The organism is Neobacillus rhizosphaerae (assembly GCF_937468385.1).
GTDB classification, from domain to species: domain Bacteria; phylum Bacillota; class Bacilli; order Bacillales; family Cytobacillaceae; genus Neobacillus; species Neobacillus rhizosphaerae.
In genome coordinates this window covers 75,526-96,302 of sequence record NZ_CALBWS010000010.1, presented here as the reverse complement: position 1 = coordinate 96,302, position 20,777 = coordinate 75,526, and the positions used below count along the sequence as shown (strand labels likewise).

17 protein-coding genes are annotated in these 20,777 nt (G+C 36.4%); 5 read left to right on the top strand and 12 right to left on the bottom strand.

What is annotated here, in order from left to right; all coding sequences use genetic code 11:
* Positions 1-38: 38 nt before the first annotated feature.
* Both M5A78_RS10035 and sstT read right to left on the bottom strand, forming a co-directional pair.
* Complete coding sequence (locus M5A78_RS10035; protein ID WP_248735131.1) at positions 39-1,217, bottom strand: thiolase family protein; 1,179 nt, start codon at positions 1,215-1,217, stop codon at positions 39-41.
* A 406-nt stretch (positions 1,218-1,623) separates the two neighbouring features.
* A complete protein-coding gene (gene sstT, locus M5A78_RS10030) occupies positions 1,624-2,862 on the bottom strand; it encodes a serine/threonine transporter SstT (protein WP_248735130.1) in 1,239 nt (412 codons plus the stop codon).
* Between the two features lie 157 nt (positions 2,863-3,019).
* On the opposite strand from sstT, the gene M5A78_RS10025 reads away from it, so the two are divergent.
* Positions 3,020-3,280 (top strand): hypothetical protein, encoded by a 261-nt coding sequence (locus tag M5A78_RS10025; RefSeq protein WP_248735129.1) that lies wholly within the window; start codon positions 3,020-3,022, stop codon positions 3,278-3,280.
* 270 nt (positions 3,281-3,550) lie between these two features.
* Complete coding sequence (locus M5A78_RS10020) at positions 3,551-4,168, top strand: GNAT family N-acetyltransferase (protein ID WP_248735128.1); 618 nt, start codon at positions 3,551-3,553, stop codon at positions 4,166-4,168.
* Positions 4,169-4,681: 513 nt separating this feature from the next.
* Here M5A78_RS10020 and M5A78_RS10015 read toward each other — a convergent pair.
* From M5A78_RS10015 to M5A78_RS10005, 3 genes are all read right to left on the bottom strand, one after another.
* Entirely contained in the window at positions 4,682-4,897 is a 216-nt protein-coding gene (locus tag M5A78_RS10015; protein WP_248735127.1) for a hypothetical protein, read from the bottom strand.
* Positions 4,898-5,153: 256 nt separating this feature from the next.
* On the bottom strand, positions 5,154-6,257 hold the full coding sequence (locus M5A78_RS10010; protein ID WP_248735126.1) for an alpha/beta hydrolase: 1,104 nt from the start codon (positions 6,255-6,257) through the stop codon (positions 5,154-5,156).
* 42 nt (positions 6,258-6,299) lie between these two features.
* Positions 6,300-8,738 (bottom strand): glycoside hydrolase family 3 C-terminal domain-containing protein, encoded by a 2,439-nt coding sequence (locus M5A78_RS10005; protein WP_248735125.1) that lies wholly within the window; start codon positions 8,736-8,738, stop codon positions 6,300-6,302.
* 155 nt (positions 8,739-8,893) lie between these two features.
* Between M5A78_RS10005 and M5A78_RS10000 the strand changes: the two genes are divergently transcribed.
* Positions 8,894-10,105 carry a helix-turn-helix domain-containing protein gene (locus M5A78_RS10000; RefSeq protein WP_248735124.1) on the top strand — a complete coding sequence of 404 codons (1,212 nt, stop codon included), beginning with the start codon at positions 8,894-8,896 and terminating at the stop codon, positions 10,103-10,105.
* Positions 10,106-10,463: 358 nt separating this feature from the next.
* Here M5A78_RS10000 and M5A78_RS09995 read toward each other — a convergent pair whose 3' ends face one another.
* The 3 genes from M5A78_RS09995 to M5A78_RS09985 all read right to left on the bottom strand — a co-directional run bounded on the left by M5A78_RS09995 (position 10,464) and on the right by M5A78_RS09985 (position 13,901).
* The gene (locus M5A78_RS09995; protein ID WP_248735123.1) at positions 10,464-12,356 is read right to left on the bottom strand and encodes a M48 family metallopeptidase; all 1,893 of its coding nucleotides are present in this window, start codon (positions 12,354-12,356) and stop codon (positions 10,464-10,466) included.
* A 218-nt stretch (positions 12,357-12,574) separates the two neighbouring features.
* Entirely contained in the window at positions 12,575-12,823 is a 249-nt protein-coding gene (locus tag M5A78_RS09990; RefSeq protein WP_248735122.1) for a hypothetical protein, read from the bottom strand.
* Between the two features lie 280 nt (positions 12,824-13,103).
* Entirely contained in the window at positions 13,104-13,901 is a 798-nt protein-coding gene (locus M5A78_RS09985) for a DUF2935 domain-containing protein (protein WP_248735121.1), read from the bottom strand.
* 243 nt (positions 13,902-14,144) lie between these two features.
* Between M5A78_RS09985 and M5A78_RS09980 the strand changes: the two genes are divergently transcribed.
* Together M5A78_RS09980 and M5A78_RS09975 are read left to right on the top strand one after the other, a co-directional pair.
* A complete protein-coding gene (locus M5A78_RS09980) occupies positions 14,145-14,699 on the top strand; it encodes a GNAT family N-acetyltransferase (RefSeq protein ID WP_248735120.1) in 555 nt (184 codons plus the stop codon).
* A gap of 364 nt (positions 14,700-15,063) precedes the next feature.
* Complete coding sequence (locus M5A78_RS09975; protein WP_248735119.1) at positions 15,064-16,038, top strand: LCP family protein; 975 nt, start codon at positions 15,064-15,066, stop codon at positions 16,036-16,038.
* A 70-nt stretch (positions 16,039-16,108) separates the two neighbouring features.
* Here M5A78_RS09975 and M5A78_RS24915 read toward each other — a convergent pair.
* From M5A78_RS24915 to M5A78_RS09950, 4 genes are all read right to left on the bottom strand, one after another.
* Positions 16,109-17,667 (bottom strand): IS3 family transposase gene (locus tag M5A78_RS24915; protein WP_406603684.1). Its coding sequence is split into 2 segments (ribosomal slippage): positions 16,109-17,034 and positions 17,034-17,667, totalling 1,560 coding nucleotides; the frame shifts between segments, so codons are not numbered across the junction.
* Positions 17,668-18,053: 386 nt separating this feature from the next.
* Positions 18,054-18,440 carry an iron chaperone gene (locus M5A78_RS09960; protein WP_248735117.1) on the bottom strand — a complete coding sequence of 129 codons (387 nt, stop codon included), beginning with the start codon at positions 18,438-18,440 and terminating at the stop codon, positions 18,054-18,056.
* A 174-nt stretch (positions 18,441-18,614) separates the two neighbouring features.
* Positions 18,615-19,925, bottom strand: coding sequence for an MFS transporter (locus M5A78_RS09955; RefSeq protein ID WP_248735116.1), 1,311 nt, complete (start codon positions 19,923-19,925; stop codon positions 18,615-18,617).
* 182 nt (positions 19,926-20,107) lie between these two features.
* Positions 20,108-20,455 (bottom strand): hypothetical protein, encoded by a 348-nt coding sequence (locus tag M5A78_RS09950; RefSeq protein ID WP_248735115.1) that lies wholly within the window; start codon positions 20,453-20,455, stop codon positions 20,108-20,110.
* Positions 20,456-20,777 lie beyond the last annotated feature (322 nt).

The following is a 20,777-nucleotide window of genomic DNA, read 5'->3' as shown; positions in this document are numbered from 1 at the left end:
ATTCATATGCAAAAAACGATCTACGCTTTCAACATGGATCACTCAATTCCTATTAATGTTGCAATTGCTGGTCCTCCTCCAGCACATAAAGTGGCGATTCCTAACTTTTTATTTTTGATACGTAACTCAGTCATCAGGGTACCTACTAATCTTGCTCCAGTATTCCCTGGTGGATGACCAAGAGCAATTGCACCACCATTCACATTGACCTTTTCGATAGGAATTTTAATTTCTTTTATACAAGCAAGAGCCTGAGCCCCAAAAGCTTCATTAATTTCTAATAAGTCAATATCATCAATCGTTAAATTATTTCTTTTTAATAATTTGTTAATAGCTGGAACTGGTCCATAACCCATAATTTCTGGAGCAACTCCGATAGAGACCGTATCAATAATAGAACCTTGGATTTGATACCCGTTTTCTATTGCATAACACTTTTCCATTAGTATAAGTGCTGAAGCACCGTCACTTAATGGTGGGGAATTTCCTGCTGTTGATATCCCGTTAATTTCAAAAGCAGGTTTCAATTTTTGTAAATCATTATATGTAGTACTAGGACGAGGACATTCGTCTTTTTCAACAACTATCTCACCAATCTTAGTGTTTAATTTAATCGGAATAATTTCTTCTACAAACCTTCCTTTTTGTATAGCCTTGGAAGCTTTTTGCTGACTTTCTAAAGCAAATGCATCGACTTCCTCCCTTGTCAGATCCGCATTTCTCCCTACAGTCTCAGCAGTAGTCCCCATATGAGTTCCAAAAAATGCATCGTCTAAACCATCATAATAAAGCCCGTCTTCTAAACTCTTACTACCACGTCTGTACCCCCATCGGCCATTCATATCAATATAGGGAACATTACTCATACTTTCAAAACCACCTGCAATCACAACTTTAGACTTACCTAACTTAATTTGATCAGCAGCCATATCAATTGCACGAATCCCTGAAGAACATTGCTGATTAATGGTTATTGCAGATGCTTGCTCACTAATACCTGCTCGAATTGCAGCCTGTCTTGCTGGATTTGCTTTTTGTCCGGCTTGCCAGACAACTCCCATGATAACTTCATCAATATCATTAGGGCTTACTTTTGATCTCTCTAATACTCCTGAAATGGCAATTGTACCCAAAGTAACTGCAGAAATGTCTTTTAAAACACCACCAAACCTACCTATAGGTGTTCTTGCATAAGAAACAATGACAGCTTCTTTCACTTTCCAGGCCTCCCTATATTAAAAATTCAAACAGTGAGTATTTTTTTGAATCTCTGTTTAAAAAATATAACATTTTCTAGATATTGTCAATGTGTTTTTTTGAATTTTCTGTTAACAAAATACAAAATCTCTTTAGTTTTTATATTTATGATTTCAAATCAGTGCCTATTAGTCCATATTTGGTCTTTTGTTTGTTTTGTTTTAAAATTATCAAAATAAAAAACGGCTTGGAGTAAAACTCTGAGCCGTTTTTTATGTGAACTATGGTATGATTTCCACTGTCAATATAATGAGATATAAGTTGTTATTTCACTTGTGAATGACTGTTTTGCACCTTACAAGTAAACCCTTTATTCTAATGATTCCGGGGTTCGTTTTCCTTCCCTCTCGAACAAAGGCAGCTTCTTTATGCTGCTTTTTTGATCTCTATTTTTTTACCTTCCTTACGCCACTTCTTATATTCAGCTGTTGCTGTGAACAGGACGTCTGTGGAAGAGTTAAGAGCCGTTTCAAAGGAGTCTTGTAAAACACCGATGATAAAGCCTACTCCAACTACCTGCATCGCAACATCATTCGGGATTCCGAATAAGCTACAAGCTAGAGGAATCAGCAATAAGGAACCTCCGGCAACACCTGAAGCACCACAGGCACATACAGCTGACAGGACGCTGAGTATGATTGCTGTAGGTATGTCCACATGAATGTTTAGTGTATGAACAGCCGCAAGTGTCAATACAGAAATCGTAACAGCGGCACCAGCCATATTGATGGTTGCACCTAATGGAATGGATACAGAATAAGTATCCTTATCCAAACCAAGTTTTTCGCATAATTTCATATTTACAGGAATGTTAGCAGCTGAACTGCGTGTAAAGAATGCAGTAATACCGCTTTCCTTGATGCACTTAAATACCACTGGGTAAGGGTTTTGACGAATAGCCGTGAACACAATGATTGGATTGACTACAAATGCCACAAACAGCATGCAACCAATCAATACGGCAAGTAATTTTCCATAGCTTAGTAATGATTCGATTCCATTTGTCGTAATAGAGTCAATAACTAAACCCATGATTCCCAATGGCGCAAACTTGATCACCCATGTAACCATTTTGGAAACGGCATCTGAAAAATTAGAAATCATCGTTTTGGTTGAATCTGGAGCATTTCTCAAAGCAATACCTAGGACGACCGCCCAAGCTAAAATACCGATATAGTTGGCATTATAAATCGCTTTTACCGGGTTATCCACAACGTTCAACAGTAATGCTTTGAGGACCTCAGTAACACCGCCCGGAGCAGCCAAATCCTCAACTCCCTTTGCAAGCGTTAAACTTACAGGGAAGACAAAGCTTACGATAACTGCGATTAATCCAGCTAAAAAAGTTCCTAACAAATAAAGTCCAATAATCGATTTCATATTCGTTTCGTGACCACTTTTGTGTTGTGCGATGGCTGACATAACTAAGAATAATACCAATACGGGTGCAATGGCTTTTAATGCACCTACAAATAAAGAGCCTAAAATGACAACAGGTTTTGCAACATCTGGGATCGTTACAGCTAGAATAATACCAATAATCAATCCTACAATGATTTGTTTTACCAGACTCACTTCATTCCACTTTTTCAATAGATTTTTCATAGATGTTTCCCCCTCTAGATACTTCGACTAGTACTATTAAACTATCAAACTAATAATATTATAGTGAATATTTAGATATATTACAATAGTAGTTAAGAACTGGTGCATTTTCCCTTTGTATCAATAGTTTATCAAGATGGTGTAGATTACTGAGAAATTGTATTTTGTTACAATGTCTACAAGTCATGACCAGGAAACCCAAAATCAAGCTTTATCACAAGATGATTTCACCTTAACCGCCAAGCAGATAGAATACGCCCTCTCCTTAATCGAAAAAGTAAAAAATGAATTCGAATTGACCATCAATCCTACCAAATTAACCATTAAAGATTTGAATAGATTGATTGAGTACAATCGTTATAAGAATAAAGGGACTCTTATTAACCTTGTAAAAAAAGGGGTATTTAGAAAAAGATAGACCCGCATATGCTGATAAAATGAACTGGAAGAATAAATGGGCTCCATGAGATTAGAACAATATGAAAGCATAAGAAGGGTGCTAAAAATTATTAATAAAGTAATAATTTTTAAAAAACAGCTAATTTTAAAATATTTGTGAATAGTTGCAGTAATTCTTGCGGCATCTCTATTAGGAATGTTACGATCAATTTAATAGATAGAAAATCATAATAATTATATTAATAAACTATATTCAAAGTTTTGTATAAAACTTGAAAGAGGTCGCGTTATGAAAAATAATATGAGACAAATTGAATCGTGCGCAAAACTTATGGTTAAAAGGTTTAGAAATGACCCATTAGTAACGATTCAAACAAAAGATATTGAGAACCCCGAACAACTCCTATATTGGTCCTTTCTTGGGCAAATTGAAGCATACAATGAGATTGATGCTGTGACCTTTTACCAAGGTGATAAAGGGGTACTCGTTGGTTATTCGACTGCACGAGTACCCGAAGAAAAGTTGTTTGCTACTCTTCAAAACGCAGCAAAATACTTACTCGAAAATGCAAGTTCAGAAGAAATTACGCAACTCTCTAAATATGCGATAGACGCAAATGAAGTCAATGATGAGGGTTGGTATAAACGTTACTGGCAAGGAGAAGTATATAATCTTCAAATAATTACTATTGATAAGAACTTAAAAGGAACAGGTGTATTTAGAGAACTACTATCTCCTATTCTCAAATCGTGTGAGGAAAAAGGAATTCCAATAGTAGCACAAACAAACAATCCTGATAATGTTTCACTCTATGAGCATTTTGGTTTTAAGGTGATCGAGAAACGGACTTCGGAGAAAATACCTCTTACTTGCTACTCTATAGCGAGAGAGATAACCGGCCGTTGAGAATATAGACATTACTAATTGTCATCAAAAAAGACTAGCTAGGATAATTTTCTATTGCTAATTTTTTTGTGTTGGTTTGATTTCATTTCCCTTTGGAGGTAGTATGACTGATTTTGCAGAACAACCTATGACAACCTTATTAGCTCAACTAACTTATAGCCCTTTATATATACTTAATGTAATTATTGCTCTTGGAGTACTTATATTCTTAAGAAGTGAGAAGGGCTGCTTAATGTTATTGTTTAGAATTTGTGCTGTAGTTTATATCATTATTTACTTATTAGCTATATACTTTTATCTCACTAACCCGAATTAATGCACAGTTTGTATCAAATACAACATAAAAGAGTCATTTCTCATATTGAACCTGCTCGTAAGTGAAAAAGCGTTCCCCCATTAAATAGCACATTCACACTGGATAAACGCTTTATTTTGAAGAGGATGTTACGATTATATAATTTCTTTTACTGCCTCAATATCTTGTCGGCAAAATTGATATTTCCAAAGTAACACTTACTGCAGTTTCCGGAAAATAAACACTTGCACAATACAAATGATAATTCCAAGAAACGTAAAGAGCATAAACAATAAAGTTAGTAACGAAGCACTCTTTGACAATGGATCAATGTTTGTATGAACAGCGAAATAATTTGCAGCCATCCTGGTACTCACAACTATTACAACGACCATTACAAGATTAGCCATAATCCTATATACTAATTTCAACATTTCACCTCTTTAATAATTAAATGAAATCGTTTTCAATTTTACTATATTTTAACATACTGAAGCTTTTACGGTTGAATTATATTGTGAATACTTATTTAACTAAAGCACTCCCTCCCTTATATAACAAAAAAAACCGTTCCCCAAAAGAACGGTAAATAAAGGTTAGCTTGTTATTTGAACTACAACTCCCCCACTTGGACTTAGGGGTTTCTCGAGCTCTCCAATTTCATGGATTTTCTTTAGTATCCCTGTCCATTTACTTTGAATTTTCTAAAATAAATTTACCCATTTCAATTGCACAATCCTCACTTTGAGGATAGACTCCTACATTATCAGCATACGCATGTCCAAAACCTTTATATAAAACCGTTTTCGTTTCTACCCCTGCCTTAGCCAACTTTACTGCATAGGCTAGGCTTTCTACCTTGAGATAATCATGTTCACCTACTGTAATAAAGGTTGGCGGTAAGCCCTTAGGATTTCTCTTATATGGCGTTAAATATTCATTATCTATTTCTGTAGTCCCTAATATATTCCCTAATGATTCTAGTGAGCCAAACATGTCTAACATCGTTTTAATACCTGATCTATGTTTAGGCGACATCTCATATTCATCAATGCTCCATTTGTAATACTTATCTTCAATTCCAGCCATGTTTACTGTCGGATAAAGTAACAGTTGTCCCTTTACCATTCCTAATCCATCTTCCATATCCCTGGTTGTACAATATTGTGTTAAATTACCTCCTGCACTATCCCCTGCAACAAAAATATTACCCCTATCCCCACCTAAACTTTCTGCATTATTATAAATCCATTGTAAAGTAGAATAACAATCTATATGACCTGCTGGGTATGGATTCTCTGGCGCAAGCCTATAATCAACTGACACTGCAAGGATATCTGTATTCTCTACTATTAACTTAACAAACTCCTCTACTACATCAGGAGAACCTCCAAAGAATCCTCCACCATGGATGAAATATAAAACCGGGGCATTTTTTCTCATTGTTTCTGATGTATAAATTCTTATCGGAATCTGATTCCCGTCTTCTCCTGTCACATGTCTATGTTCTATTTCAATATTCTTTTGAACGATAGGATTACTTTTTATCCCATTAAACATTTTCCGAAGCCTTTTAATTCCTTTTGGTGAAATGTCCATCTTCATTAAAAATTTCGGCATATATTTCATTAATAAAAGCTGATTTTTCATATCTTTATACAGACGTGGATCCATTGCGCCTTTTTCATCACTGTCTGGCAAGTTTTTAACTAGAACCTTTACACCCTTCAGCATAATGGTTTCTTCACGTTCAACAAGCTTATCTAATAATTCTTTTGGGTACCTTCTTTCCATAACTATACACCCTTTTCAAGTCAAGTTTTGACGCTTTTTCACCTATTTTTTCATCAATCCACGGATTCCCTTTAGAATATGTCCATTCATTATATCTATGAGTCCCTCAATCCTTTTAACTGATAACGCACCTTGTGACAACATACCCAGCTGACGCAGGGGCATATCTACTGCCATTTCCTGTATCATCTTCACAATGTCACCTGAATCACCCTCGTCCCCTGCGAACACTTTCATTGTCGACTTTTCTATTTGCTTATTCATCATACGTCCAATCCAGTGAACTCTGATATCTCCTAGCGTAGAATTGGGCGTAAAGGGTCTTAGGATACGCTCTTTCGGTACTTTTCTTCCTAAAACTTCCTCAAATTGTTCCATTGGGACATCATAAGTTCCTGGTTGTAAAAGATTGTAATAACCCGGTGCTGCTGTACGATAATCAGGTATCGCTCCCTCTTGACTGCTATCAACAGTAACCGTATCATTCAATCGTATATCTCTTGACGATGCACCAATTTCAATCTTATAATCGCCGCTTTCCACAAACCAGTCTTTCACATTAATATTATAGTAAGCAAATGCACGTCTTTCCAAAGTAAATGTAACCGCTTTACTTTCATTCATCTGCAAATCCACTTTTGCAAAATCTCTAAGTTCACGCATAGGTTTATATATAGTACTTTCGGGTGCTGAAATATACAACTGAACAATTTCCTTTCCAGCCTGCTTTCCGGTATTGGTAACGACCACCTCTACTTGAAGTGTATCTCTGTCTCCAATCTTCTTTGCACTAAGCTTTAATCCCGAATAGGTAAATGTTGTATAGGAAAGTCCGTGTCCAAACGGATACATCACCTGTTTTTGCGCTTTATCATAGTAACGATAGCCCACATAGATACTTTCCCGGTATTCAATATTGCCTCCTGTGCCAAAATGAGCAATACTAGGGGTTTCAGTAAGTGTTAACGGATAGGTTTCTGCTAGTTTTCCACATGGAGAATAATCTCCAAAAAGCAAATCATATGCGGCGTAACCACTGTTTTGTCCCGAAAGATTCATCAAGAGTATTGAATCAACTTTGTCACGCCACGGAATATTTACAACTCCCCCTGCACTAATGACAGCCACTATCTTTTTTCCGGTAGCAACCAGTTCATCTATCAATCTAGTGTGTGCTTTTGGCATATTTAAATGAGTACGGTCAAATCCCTCGCTTTCATAGCTATCCGGTAATCCAACAAAAGCAAATATCACATCCGCTTCTTTTGCTACTCCAATTGCTTCGGTAATCAAAGCTTCATTCGGTTCATCACTTGTGGCCGAATAACCTGGTGCAAAAGAATAGTTTATATTTTCCACATCAAAGGCATCAGTTACGGAAGTAATCCGGGTTGGAGATATCTTTGAGCTTCCTGCCCCCTGATAACGGGGAACCTTGGCAAATTCACCTATTAAAGCAATCGTCTTATTTTTATCTACCGGCAGTACATTTCCTAACTTCAACAACACTGCACTTTCACGTGCAACACGTCGTGCCAATTCATTATGTGCTTCTGCATCATAAGGTGTTGCCTGTGTTTTCTCTGCCTGTAGTGCGATAGCCGTCATTCGCACAGCACTAAGATCAACAAGTTTTTCGTCCAATTTCCCTGCTCGAACCGCATCAACAATCAATCGGTCCGAAGCTCCATCAAAAGCCGGCATCTCCAAATCAAGTCCCGCCTGGATACCTTCAACCCTGTCATTCATAGCTCCCCAGTCCGTTACTATGGCTCCCTCAAATCCCCATTCACCGCGAGGAATGTCTGTCATAAGAAGTTTGTGTCCAGAAGCATAAATGTCGTTTATCTTATTATATGAACACATCAATGTCCAAGGTTGCGCTTTCTTTATCGCTATTTCAAATCCGGTAAGATATATTTCTCTCAATGCCCGCTCATCAATTACCGAATTTGAGATAAGACGCGCTTTTTCCTGATTGTTCGCAAGATAATGCTTCAGGCTGGTACCTATGTTTTTACTCTGTATCCCACCAATGAGTGCCGCAGCCATTTCTCCAGTCAGAAGCGGATCTTCTGAAAAGTATTCAAAGTTACGGCCACAAAGCGGACTGCGCTTTATATTGGCTCCCGGTCCCAGAATCACAGCAACCTCCTCTTGTACACATTCCTCTCCAAGTGCAATACCCATTTCATATAATAAATCACGGTCAAAGCTGCAGGCTGTTGCTACAGCCGTAGGGAAACAAGTAGCTGATACCGAATTATTAATACCCAAGTGATCGGAATCTCCTGCCTGTTTACGTAAACCGTGGGGACCATCCGTTACCATCATTGATTTTATTCCAAGACGTTCTATTTCTTTTGTATTCCAGAAATTCTTTCCCGAACAAAGACTGGCTTTTTCCTCAAGAGACATCTTCTTCACAAGTTCCTTTGCTCTTGGGAAAACACTTTTTAACGTATGATTGACTTTTTCCATGCTAACTCACTTCTTTCTGCGCTTTTGGTTAAACATTATTACAGTGATATATTTTTTGAATAATTAAATTTTATCTGATAAAGTAATACTTGTATTTCAAATTTGTTTTAAAAATTATATAAAAGGCACGCCCCTTTAGAAAGTGGGTAATATACATGAATTTAAATGAATTAAGATATTTAAGTAAAGCACTTGCCAAATCCACAAGTGCTTCTGTCAGACTTTACCAAAGAGAAAATCAAGTCTACTACTACTCGATATATCCCATGAATCCAGATCCTTTTCTGCTTTATGAGAAAAACATGCTACAGTCTGAGCATATTGCCGGTATCATTACTACCGATTTGTTTCAATTTTATGGTTATGTTTCATTGGATGATGATTATCGAATTGTGATAGGTCCATCTTCCATTTTAACGAAAGACAAAAATAAATTAGATAACCTTTTATTTTTATTGGATGTAAAAGAAAAATATCATGAAGAATATATTGGAAAACTGAAGTGCGCCCCCTCTATTTCTGCCGAACGTATAGGATGGCTCCTTTCCTTTATTGCTTCCACTATCAATAAGAATCCTCTTTTTGTAGAAGACGTATTTGTAGAAACAAAATCAGAAAATCATCAAGATGATATTATGAATAGCAGTATGCAGAATACATTATTTTTTTCTGGTGAAAAAGAATCCAGTACTCTTTTTATCGATAACTATCAAAATGAAAAAATGCTATTGTTCTATATAAAAAATGGTCAGCCTGAAGCTTTAAAAGAATTATTCAGTGCCTTTCCAAAAATAAAGGCCGGAACAATGGCCAATGATACCTTGCGCCAACTTAAGAACATGGGAATTTCTTGTGCTACCGTAGCTTCTCGGGCCGCAATCGAAGGGGGATTAAATGTCCAGACTGCATTTCATTTATCTGATTTGTATATTCAAAAGTTGGAAATGCTTCGCAATGCTGCATCCATATACCCATTAATCAAGCAAATGTTATTAGATTTTGCCGAACGTACAAAACAGGTAAAATATAATTGCAATAGCTCTTCTAAATTATTTTTAAAATGTGCAAATTATGTTTCCATAAATTTGTTTAACAATATCAAGATTGAAGAAATAGCTGCAGAATTCGGAATATCACGCTCCCGTTTGAGTAATCAGTTTCACAAGCAAACCGGTAATACCTTAACACAATATATTTTGCAAGAAAAAATTTTAGAATCTCAGCGCTTACTGCAGTTTACTAACAAAAGTAATGCTGAAATTGCATTACATCTGGCTTTTTCCTCACAAAGTCATTTTCAAACAGTATTTAAAAAATATACCGGCATAACCCCAAACAGATTTAAAAACGCCAAATCAGATTTATAATTTGCTTTGTATCTCTATTATTTATAATCATTATATAGAATGGGGTTTTCATAGAGCCTTGGAAACAGACCGCTTTTGCAGATGCTTTGAAATCTCTTTAAGGAACATCCGTAGCAATTCTTCATAAATCAGACAATTAAAAAAAGAGGGATTAAGATTTTTCATCCCAATGCCTCTTTTTTTCCCTTATTTAATTCTGTAATAAACGGTATGTTCCTAATCTACTTATGTAATATTAGACCAACAATAGTTGCTACTTGAATGAGTGTTAATACACCTGAAGGTATTATAGAGAGCATTGTAAAGAAGTCAGGCACCCTCCAAAGTGTGAATGGAACCTGTCTTCTATTATGCGATACTACACACCCGGTGTAACAAGTTTCTTTGGATGGTCGGTTTGACTAAATACGAACGAACCTGCTACAGATTTAATCCCTTCCTCTAACTCCTCAAAACCATTAAGAATGTTAAAATAGGTGTCGTCGAACGTATATAACTCATTTGAATATTTTTCCACCAATTGGTTAATATATTCCTCTTGGTCCATATCATCTGGTATATGGACCTTTAAACCTAAGACATAAACGTTTCTCTCAGGAATTACTTCTATCTCTTTTCTAACTAGATAGGCTCCGACAATTTCACTGTGAGAGCGAATGACCTCAATAGCCGTTGCTAATTCCTCAGCAGATTTATCGTGTGGAACGAAATGATCGTCTTCATTAATTATTCTGCTTTCTTCTTCAAACTGTTTTAAGATCATCTCCCAAGCTTCGAGCTTAGCTCTTGTTTCTTCAAAAGCCTCCAATTGACCAGTGAAATAGAAGTATTCACAAAGAGTGTTTAAAGCTTCTTCTTTACACTCCCAGTTTAATTCCATCGACTTGCGGATTAGCTCTTCCCCTCTATGGGCTGTTGCTTCTTTACGCAAATAGATATCTCCAAGTGCAAGATAGGCTGGCGCAATTCTTTCTGCAGGATATTGGTCAATGATGGTTTCTAACAATGCTGAAGCTGGCTCTGACCCTACTAGGTCTCTCGTTAAGATGGCTTTTTCATAATGACCATGAAGATCAAGAACTTCACTATTTTCTAATTCTACTAATCTTTGTTTGGCCTCTTGAAAGGAATCCTGCTGTTCATTCCATCGTTCTTCATTATTCTCTAGCCACACTTGATTAAAGAACTGGAAGATGGAATTCGGATTCGCAAAGAAGTATTCAATGGCAGATTCCTGGTACTTCGGAATAACAGGTTCCATTCCTATGGCTTTTAACCGATCCAGTAAACATGGATGGGTATCGGTTACATTGCTTTTCCTTTCTAGTTCTTCGGTAAAAAAATCTACAGCAATAGATTGATCCAGTTCTTGTGCCTTATTGAAAAAACTTGAATAAGGTTTTGGCAACTCATTGGTTTTGGAACATTCCTCAAAAAGATCCCCCATGTAATTTCGAAAATAGTAAGGACTACTGACAGACATAGCACAAAGAGTATCTCGGACAGCTTCTGGAGATGTTACTCTAGCAGCCGCCGCATCTGCTGCATATTCTTCCTGGCGAGCCATGACGAAGGTATACGCTGAATAGCGTGGATAATACCATTTTAAAAATTTACGAAATAAAAACGTTCCAAACTGTTCATTTTGTTCCAGTGAGGTCATGAGCTGTGCCCACGTCATTCGAACACGATAGATGATCGAACTAAGCTCTGTGTCTGAATGAGAAATATGTGCAAGCTCATGAGCTAAAACAGAGGTGAACTGTTCACGAGTCAAACTTGAAATAAGCGGGATACCAATGAGCAAAATATTTTGCTTTGGACCAAACAAACCAAATTTTGAGATCTGAGCAACAGAAGCATTAAAATCATCGTCTAATACGATGGAATGAATTTTCGGCGTTTTTAGCTTTCTACTCAATTCCTTGATTGTTTTCTCCAACTCAGGAGCTTCATTTTCTTTCAAATAATATCCTTTCGGCATATCCATCTTAACAATTAGTGCTTTACCTACAAAATAGGATAATGCACCAGTTATCATCAATGCCTTTAAACTACCAAACGTAAAATTGCCTTCAACCAAATAAAGCACGGATATAGTCAGTAAAAATAAAAACAACGCAAGAAAAAATAAAATATATCCATAGCCAAGCCCAGTGAAAAGCAGCACTTTGAACCGATAGAACCCTGGATTCTGCTCAGACTTTGATTCCAGCTTTCTTACTAAGGTTTCAAATTCCTCATTGGTCATGTTTATTCCCCTATCTCTCATTTTTCCAAATCTATCCGGATTATAATCTAGCTTTCATTAGAAAGGACAGACCTATTTTTCGACAAATTTTGATAACTTCTTTTTTACCGAGGGCACTGAATAAAACAACTTCTTCATCTTCCGAATTAACAATGACTTTTGATTTCAAAAATAACCACTACTTGTCCGGTTCTCACAAAAACTTCATAATTACAATATCAAAGTACTAAAAAGTATTGAATTTGATTGTTTGAGATGGGTGTAATGGCCATGATGTGATACCCAATACTTAGTAATTGCGATAAAGTTTCTGCACAATTGTGCCGTGGAGGCTCAATCGGTGCATGAAAACTTTTATAAAGATTAATCACTTGATTATTGTTTGTACAGTAGAGCAAGACAACATGTTTTCCTGTCCATGCTTGACCGATTGTAGGTAGAGATTGTATTTCCCTAATGTTTCTCAAATTGAACACCCTCACTAAATTGATACAATAGATTATGAGTGAGTCCTAGTCCATTGTTCTTAAAAAACTAACTGATATAGGCAAGGGCTGGTTCCAAAAGTATAAAATCATTAGGGTTATCCTTAATTGGTATCTAATTTGCATTCATTTTGATTCTCTAGCAAGTAAAAAAGGGATAGTTTCTAATAAACTCCCCCTCTTCTTTAATTGACGTTCATTTTCTAAATTAATGAATATCCATTTTTCTGCTTATTGAATTAAGCTACTAAATTAATCTTTTTCATTCCTTCATTCTTGGTTTAGCAGGATCACAGTTTGGTGGATCAAGATTCGCAGATTCTGCTAGCTTTATTAGATAGTAACATTCTTCACGTGACATATGATCCGCCATTAACGGTGCAAATGTTCCTAATGCTTGATGACTTAGTTCCAGTTCTTCTAGTTCATGTAAGAAATTTTGAAATAGCTTCATTTCTAACTGGGTGTCTACATTCATTTTTGACAAAGCAGGAAATGTAGTCAAATTGGTTCGTAAATATCCCGCTAGTTCGACTGCTTTTAAGTAAAAATCTTCAAAATTCTTCTTAAATGCATTACTTTTTTCTCTTAATTTCGTTTCAACACCGTCTAAATTGGAAGAAATCGCTTCTGAGTGAAAGGCAGCATCTAATAACCATAAAAGATGATGATGAAGCTCATGATAAATAGGTGGAACCTGCTTCGCCTTTAAGTGGTTTATTATTCGTACATATTCTTCTAATTCATTTACCATATGATTAAGAAATGTGGGTGACAGATGAATTTTGATTTTGCCAATAAGGTGTTTTCTTAGTAATGCAAATTTAAATTCCCGTAATTTTATTACCTCTGTTTCAGCTTGGGCAGTTAGCTGCATCAAATCGCTGGATTTTGCCTGTTCAAGGAGTGTATCAAAAGCTTGAATAAAAGTGGAGGCCAGTTCAATCTCCACTGTTTGAACTGGTGATAGTGCTTCATAAATAAACCTAGAATGATCGCCTAAAATTTGAAGCCAAAAGCGATGTTCAAATCTTGCTGTCCGCTCAAAGACATCATTCATGCTTGGACCCCCCAGTTAAAATTTTCCATACTAGTTGAATGTATATTCGGCTTATTTATTTCTTATGAACGGGGGAATAAATTTCACTTAAACTGTGGGATTATAAGAAATAAAACATTAAATTGATAGTTTCACAAAACACAACCATTAATTGTCGTGATCTTTAAATAGCTTCATACTAAATGGCATATCAGTTCGCTTTTTGTTAAAGCATTGGAAATAGATAGTTGGAGGTATTAAACAGTGGATGTAATAACGAAGGATCATTGGGATGAAGCTTTATGGCAGAAAGCCGTGATTATCTATATAGAGGCATTTGGTGAGCACGGCAGCAAGCCTGTGGAAATAATCCGAAATATGTTTGAAAAACAACTTTGTGCGCTCCACGTTGCCATGATAGGAAATGAAGTGGTGGCGATGGCGCTGACTGGTGCAATTCAAGACTCACGAATTTTACTAATCGACTATCTCGCCGTTCGAAAAAATGTTCGTGGACAAAGGGTCGGTCAAGATTTTGTCCATAAAATAACAGAGTGGGCTCTTGCAAAGGATGCGTACAATTTTGTCTTGCTGGAAGCGGAATGTGAACATACTCCTGAAAATCTGGGCCGCATCCACTTCTGGGAAACGTGCGGTTTTAAACTATTGACTGATAATATTCATCATTATATTTGGGTTCCCGAACCATATATGGCAATGGTCCTTGAGCTGCAAACCGGCATCACCATCCCTGAATCCGGAAAAATATGCTTCAAGTACATCGAGAAATTTCATAAAAAAGCCTTCCGACAGAATTAAGGTCTTTTTGATTATTTTTGTTTAAGAGACAGTTCTGGAACAATTAGAATAGTTCGAAGATTAGAACCCCATTATTACAGCTTCTTTAATAGTAACCTCATTACAAACTTTGCAAAGTTTCGATACTTATGGAGGATTTCATTCTTAATCTATAAATTTAAGATAAATGACAGCATTTTAAGACAATGTAATCAGAAATTAAGAAAAATGTAACCTAATATTAAAAAAGATGAAAACTAATTATGGGATAATCACTACTTCAAGGGATTGTTAAAAGATTGAAAACAAACGCTGGTTTATTTTTTACTTTATCTGAAATTAATAATATAATAGTTACCTTCAACATGATTATTCAGCCTAGGTGGTGCAAAATTTGATACGGTCGAAAAAGAATAGAATAAGAGTAAGATGGAGGAGAGTGGTTGGCTCCCTACTTCTAATAGGTATCTTTATGATTGGTCTTGTTCAATTATTTCAGTACATAGAAGGTACAATGAATACCCTCAACCAACCACTCAAAAAAACGGAAGGAAAACAAACCTTTCAAGGAGAGAAAAATAAACTAGGTACCATCAATGTTCTATTATTAGGTAGTGACTCACGGGGAGAAAAACAAGCTCGAACGGATACGATCATGGTTGCCCATTATGATCCAAAAACCCATAAAATAAAACTTATCTCTCTTATGCGTGATATGATGGTCTCTGTACCAGAGCATGGACAGCAAAAATTAAATGCAGCTTATTCGTTTGGAGGTCCTGAATTACTAAGGGAAACGATTAAAGAAAATTTCGGTCTGGATATTCAATATTATGCGATTGTAGACTTTAAAGGATTCGAAAAAGCGATCGATCTGCTCGTGCCAAATGGAATTGAAGTAGACGTACCCAATGAGATGTCTCATGGGATAGACATGACGATAGAAAAAGGGAAACAACAACTACATGGGAAAGAGTTGTTAGGATATGTCCGTTTTCGTCATGATCGTTTAAGTGACTTCGGACGCGTTCAAAGACAGCAAGAAGTAATCTCAAAATTAATGAAAGAAGCTGTAAGTCTTAATAGTGTGGTAAAACTTCCTAAGCTAGTAGGTCTTATAAACAAATACATTGATACAAATATTGATACCTCCACCCTTTTGACAATTGGAACAGACATTTTAACAAAGAAAAGTAGCAATATAGAAACATTCCGCATCCCTGAAGATGGCAGTTTTCAAAATAAACGGGATGAAGAGCTTGGTGAAGTATTAGAAGTGGACTTCGACCAAAACATAGAAGCTATTCATCATTTTTTAGAAGAAAAAAGTGTGGCTCAAAAGGAAGAACAAAAAGAATAAATTTATAAAAATAACGCTAGGATTTTGAACTGCACCCTGTCAAGTAGACAGTGGAAATAATAAAAATAGTCTAAGCGGCTTTAGCTCTATATTCCATGGGGCTAAGGCCGTTTAGTCGTTTTTGATATCTATCATAATTATAAAAATGAATGTATTCATTTATCGCTCTGGAAAGCTCTTCAAATGTCTCGTACTTATTTAAATAATACTTCTCACATTTGAGTGTTCCCCAAAAAGATTCCATTGGCCCATTATCAATACATCTTCCCACCCGTGACATACTTTGTGTCATCTCTACTTTATCTATTCTGCGTTTGAAGCCATGAGAAGTGTATTGAAACCCACGATCACTATGAATAAGTGGATGATCTCCATCTAAGAGCTGTGTGGCTTGGTCAAGCGTCTTGAACACAAGGTTATTATTATTTGAATGTCCTAAAACATAGCTAACAATTGAACCATCATACAGGTCAAGAATAGCGCTTAAATAAGCTTTCTTTGATGAACCATATTTTAATTCGGTGACATCCGTTACCCATTTTTCATTCAGTTTTTCCGCCGTGAATTCACGATTCAACACATTTTCTGCAATATGTTGAGGGGTAGACCGCTTATACAATTTTTTCTTTTTTCGAATCACACACTGTATATCTGCTATTTTCATCAGTCTATAGATACGTTTGTGATTGAAGTTCTGTTCAAACTTTCGGTTTATATTCAACGTCATTCGACGATATCCGTAGATGCCATCCACTTTCTCATGAAGGGCTTGCATCTCTTTTATGATTTCTTCATTCTGAAGTTCTTGTGAGGAAGGTGTACGTTTCAGCCACTTATAGTAAGCAGCTCGAGAAATACCAGAGATTTCACAAAGTAAGAGAATACTTAAATCCTCTTTCTCGTGAAGCTCCTGGATTGCGACATACTTATCTTCAAATCGGATTTTGCTTACTTTCGCCTCCTTTCGATCTCCTCTAACTTTTTTAAGAATGCATTCTCTGCACGTAACCGTTCATTTTCTCTTTCTAACTTTTTCATCTGAAGCTTGATTTCCTCTTCTGGAGTTAATTCTGCTTCTTCTTTCTTCCTTCCCCGTTTATCTTTAAGCGCTTCATCTCCACCATTTTCAAACTTTTTAACCCACAAATACACTTGTTGGTAAGAGACTTCATAAATCTCGGCTGTTTTTTGATAATCTTTTCCGTTCTCCAGGCAATCAAGTACAATTTGTATCCGTTCATCCCAAGTAGTTTTTCTCCCTTTAGTCATAGAGCTCGTCCTTCCTTTTGACGTATCCTTTATTTCTCTATGACTATTATACTTTTTAATCCACCCCCGGAGGACAGAGTCATTTGATATTTCATACTTTCTGGCAACCTCACGTAATGAGTAGTTACCAGATAGATAATCACTTATGGCGCATTGTTTTAGTTCCCTAGTGTATGGTTTCCAAGTTGAGGACTCTTTCAGACCTTCTGTACCATATTTATCGAATTGATATTTCCATTCTCTAATTGTGGATTCAAACACCTTATACATTTTTACAATTTCAGCTAATGAATAATTACCATTTTCCCAAGCTTTCAAGACTTCAATCTTAAATTCTGGAGTAAAAGCTCTTTTAGACACAAAAACACTCCCCTTATAGTAGTCAGATTTATATTTTTTAATCTGTCTACCAAAAGGGGAGCATATCATTTGTTGATCCTAGCGTTATTATATAGAGCGGAAAGAATTCCGGTTAAATAATTTATTCTATCATTGGATGATAGAAATTATTTTTTCTAAAATTAGATGTGTGGCTTGGTCCATAGCTTTGTTAGGTCGACATATCCAAAATGTTTGATTAAATGACAGTATGGCTACTATTAGACTAGCAAAGCCAATCGCAAACATTAATGCTTGTAAAACTGAATTAACAAAACCAATTTACTTTTGATCGTTCCTGTTTTTTTCCCCTAGTTCCTTAATTAATTCATTCTTATCTATTTTTAACAGCATTTACCTTGAAATTATTATTTCTTTTCCATTTTCTCTTCTACCTTCCTACTATTTTCAGCAACTCTAAATTTCACTATTTGAGTAATAAGTTCATAAGGAAGCGGCTTATCTAATGGAAATTGAACGGCCCCTTTTGAAGTCTTATACTCTGATAATTCATTGCTGAAAGCTGCAATGCCACTTGAAGTTGGATAAAAGCCTATATGATTTTTATAGGCAGCGAAATGTACTAAATTCCTATGTAAATAAAACGTTGGCATTTGATAGCTAATCTTTTCTGTTGCATCCGGTGCTGCTTCTTTGATTACTTTCCTGAGCGTACTAAGGATTTCCTGAATGGGAACAGGAAAATGGGAAATGTATTCATCAATTGATTCAAACTTCACCTTGTTTACTTCCATATTTGTATCTCCTCCTTTTAATAGAATCCTTTTAAAAACCTATATTTATTAATGCAATCCTTCATAAAATCATGGCACAAACCAACAAAATAATCCATAGCTCTTACATCTAATAACCAGGATCATGTTCATATTCGCATTTCATCGTATTCACGATACGATGAATCTCTCCTTTCAGACTTGACTCGATTTTTGATGAGACCAGACAACAACTGGGATAAGTAATAGTGCAAGCGTACATCCAATTAATGAGAGTGTTGCATAACTTGTATGAGCAACAACCATCCCCGAAAGTGCTCCCCCAGCAGCACCTGCTAATGCGATCAAAACATCTACTGTTCCTTGTGTTTTTGCCCGCATTGAAGGTTGGGTTGCATCTACGATGAGGGCTGTTCCGCAAATCAGACCGATGTTCCACCCCAGCCCAAGCAAAGCGAGGGCGATGATGAGGAGTAGCATGGAATCAGCAGGAGCGATAGCAGCAAAAACCCCGGCTGCTAGTAGAGTAGCACAAGAAGCGATTGCCATTTTCATTCTACCAATCTTATCAACCAGAATACCTGTGACGAAGGATGGCAGGAACATGAAGGCCACATGAATACTAATGATCATACCAACTTCACTCAAACCATGTCCATGATGCCTCATGTGGACAGGTGTCATCGTCATTATGCCAACCATGACCAGCTGTGTTAAAATCATAAGTGTTGATCCCACTACAATCCCACGTCGATCTAACCGTTCCATTCCAGTTGAATTCCCAATCGAAACATGTTCCTCTTCCTTTCTTTTTACTGCCGCAATAGCGTCAGCTACTACAAGAGGATCAGGACGAAGGAAAACTAATAGCACCAAACCAGCAAGAATAAAGGCTGTCGCAGCCAAAATGAAAGGACCAGCTAAAGCAGGGACACCGATTGACGTAGCAAATCTTCCCATAACCTCAATCAGGTTTGGACCTGCAACAGCACCAACTGTGGTCGAAACCATTGCAAAACTAATGGCTGTTGCCCTCTGCTTCGTAGTGGCCATGTCGGTCCCTGCATAGCGTGCTTGCAGATTTGTTGCTGTTCCGGCGCCATAGATAAATAGAGAGGCAAAAAGGAATAGAATATTATTCATTAATGCTGCAAAGACAACTCCGATAGCACCAATACCACCTGTCAAAAATCCTGCTGCTAATCCTAATCGTCGACCAAAATGTTGCGATACCCGCCCTATAAGATACGCGGCCAGAGCTGACCCCAAGGTAAACAATGCTGTAGGAACTCCAGCAAATTGGTCTGTCCCAAGCATATCTTGTGCAATTAAGGCACCAACTGAAATTCCCGCTGCAAGTCCTGCACCACCAAAAATTTGTGAGATGACAACAATCATCAATGAACGTTTATATAAATGTTTTTGTTTTTCTGGAGAATCTATGTAACTTTGGAGCCAATCTGGTTGACTTCCCAAAGCTTTGGAATCATCTGAGTACTGGGACATCCTTCAGTCCGCCTTTCTTTTTAAACCATTATCTTCAAAAAACTAATAACTAGTTTTTTGTTTACATAATATTATTATTGATTTATTTTTTCTTTGATCATCTTTTGTGTTGAAAAAACCTTACTCAATTTAAGATGACTATCTACTATTATTAATCATAGCAAAGAATGATCTCTAGTCCCTTAATTTTCTAGTAATTGAATGAGATTCTTTAATGTGTATAGTCTAGCTGTAAATAGGAATAGGTCGTCGTAGTGATTGGTTACGTATTCATCGATTATACTGATTCCCTTTTTAAATTGTTCAACTAGATAATACGTGTACTTTTCATCCCAGGAATATTGATTAATTCTAAGGAGTTCATCTGCAATGATATGAAACTTATATTCCTCGATCCAAAGCTTTATTTGATAAATTTGATCTTTGTTGGCATAAAGACTGTTTATTGTTTTATTATTTTTTCGAACATAATCAATAAAGTCATGTATATGTTCAGCCAGCATATTTGCCTTTTGCATCTCGAAGTTCATATCCCCATCTCCTCCATATTTGAAATATTATTCCTATTTCAGAAATTAGTATGTTAGTAGATGTTATTCTAATACTATCAAAAAATTCCATAAGAGGTATATTGATATTTGGACTTATTTAAGAAAGATACTCATAAGTTATTTACAGGTAAACCCACTTTAAATATGGAAAATATCCCCCTTTACCTTTGAAAGGAATTCGTTGCCCAGACTGATCTTCCATCAGGCCGGTATATTACCACGTTACCATCGTTTTGAACGACAATCCTGCTACCCAGGTGTGTCCACACGATTCGGATGACCATCTAGCAATGGCAATGGA

Coding starts and splice junctions, on each gene's coding strand:
- sstT (WP_248735130.1), bottom strand. CDS start 2,862: ATGAAAAATCTATTGAAAAAGTGGAATGAAGTGAGTCTGGTAAAACAA.
- M5A78_RS10020 (WP_248735128.1), top strand. CDS start 3,551: ATGAAAAATAATATGAGACAAATTGAATCGTGCGCAAAACTTATGGTT.
- M5A78_RS10015 (WP_248735127.1), bottom strand. CDS start 4,897: ATGTTGAAATTAGTATATAGGATTATGGCTAATCTTGTAATGGTCGTT.
- M5A78_RS10010 (WP_248735126.1), bottom strand. CDS start 6,257: ATGGAAAGAAGGTACCCAAAAGAATTATTAGATAAGCTTGTTGAACGT.
- M5A78_RS10005 (WP_248735125.1), bottom strand. CDS start 8,738: ATGGAAAAAGTCAATCATACGTTAAAAAGTGTTTTCCCAAGAGCAAAG.
- M5A78_RS10000 (WP_248735124.1), top strand. CDS start 8,894: ATGAATTTAAATGAATTAAGATATTTAAGTAAAGCACTTGCCAAATCC.
- M5A78_RS09995 (WP_248735123.1), bottom strand. CDS start 12,356: ATGACCAATGAGGAATTTGAAACCTTAGTAAGAAAGCTGGAATCAAAG.
- M5A78_RS09985 (WP_248735121.1), bottom strand. CDS start 13,901: ATGAATGATGTCTTTGAGCGGACAGCAAGATTTGAACATCGCTTTTGG.
- M5A78_RS09960 (WP_248735117.1), bottom strand. CDS start 18,440: ATGGAAGTAAACAAGGTGAAGTTTGAATCAATTGATGAATACATTTCC.
- M5A78_RS09955 (WP_248735116.1), bottom strand. CDS start 19,925: ATGTCCCAGTACTCAGATGATTCCAAAGCTTTGGGAAGTCAACCAGAT.
- M5A78_RS09950 (WP_248735115.1), bottom strand. CDS start 20,455: ATGAACTTCGAGATGCAAAAGGCAAATATGCTGGCTGAACATATACAT.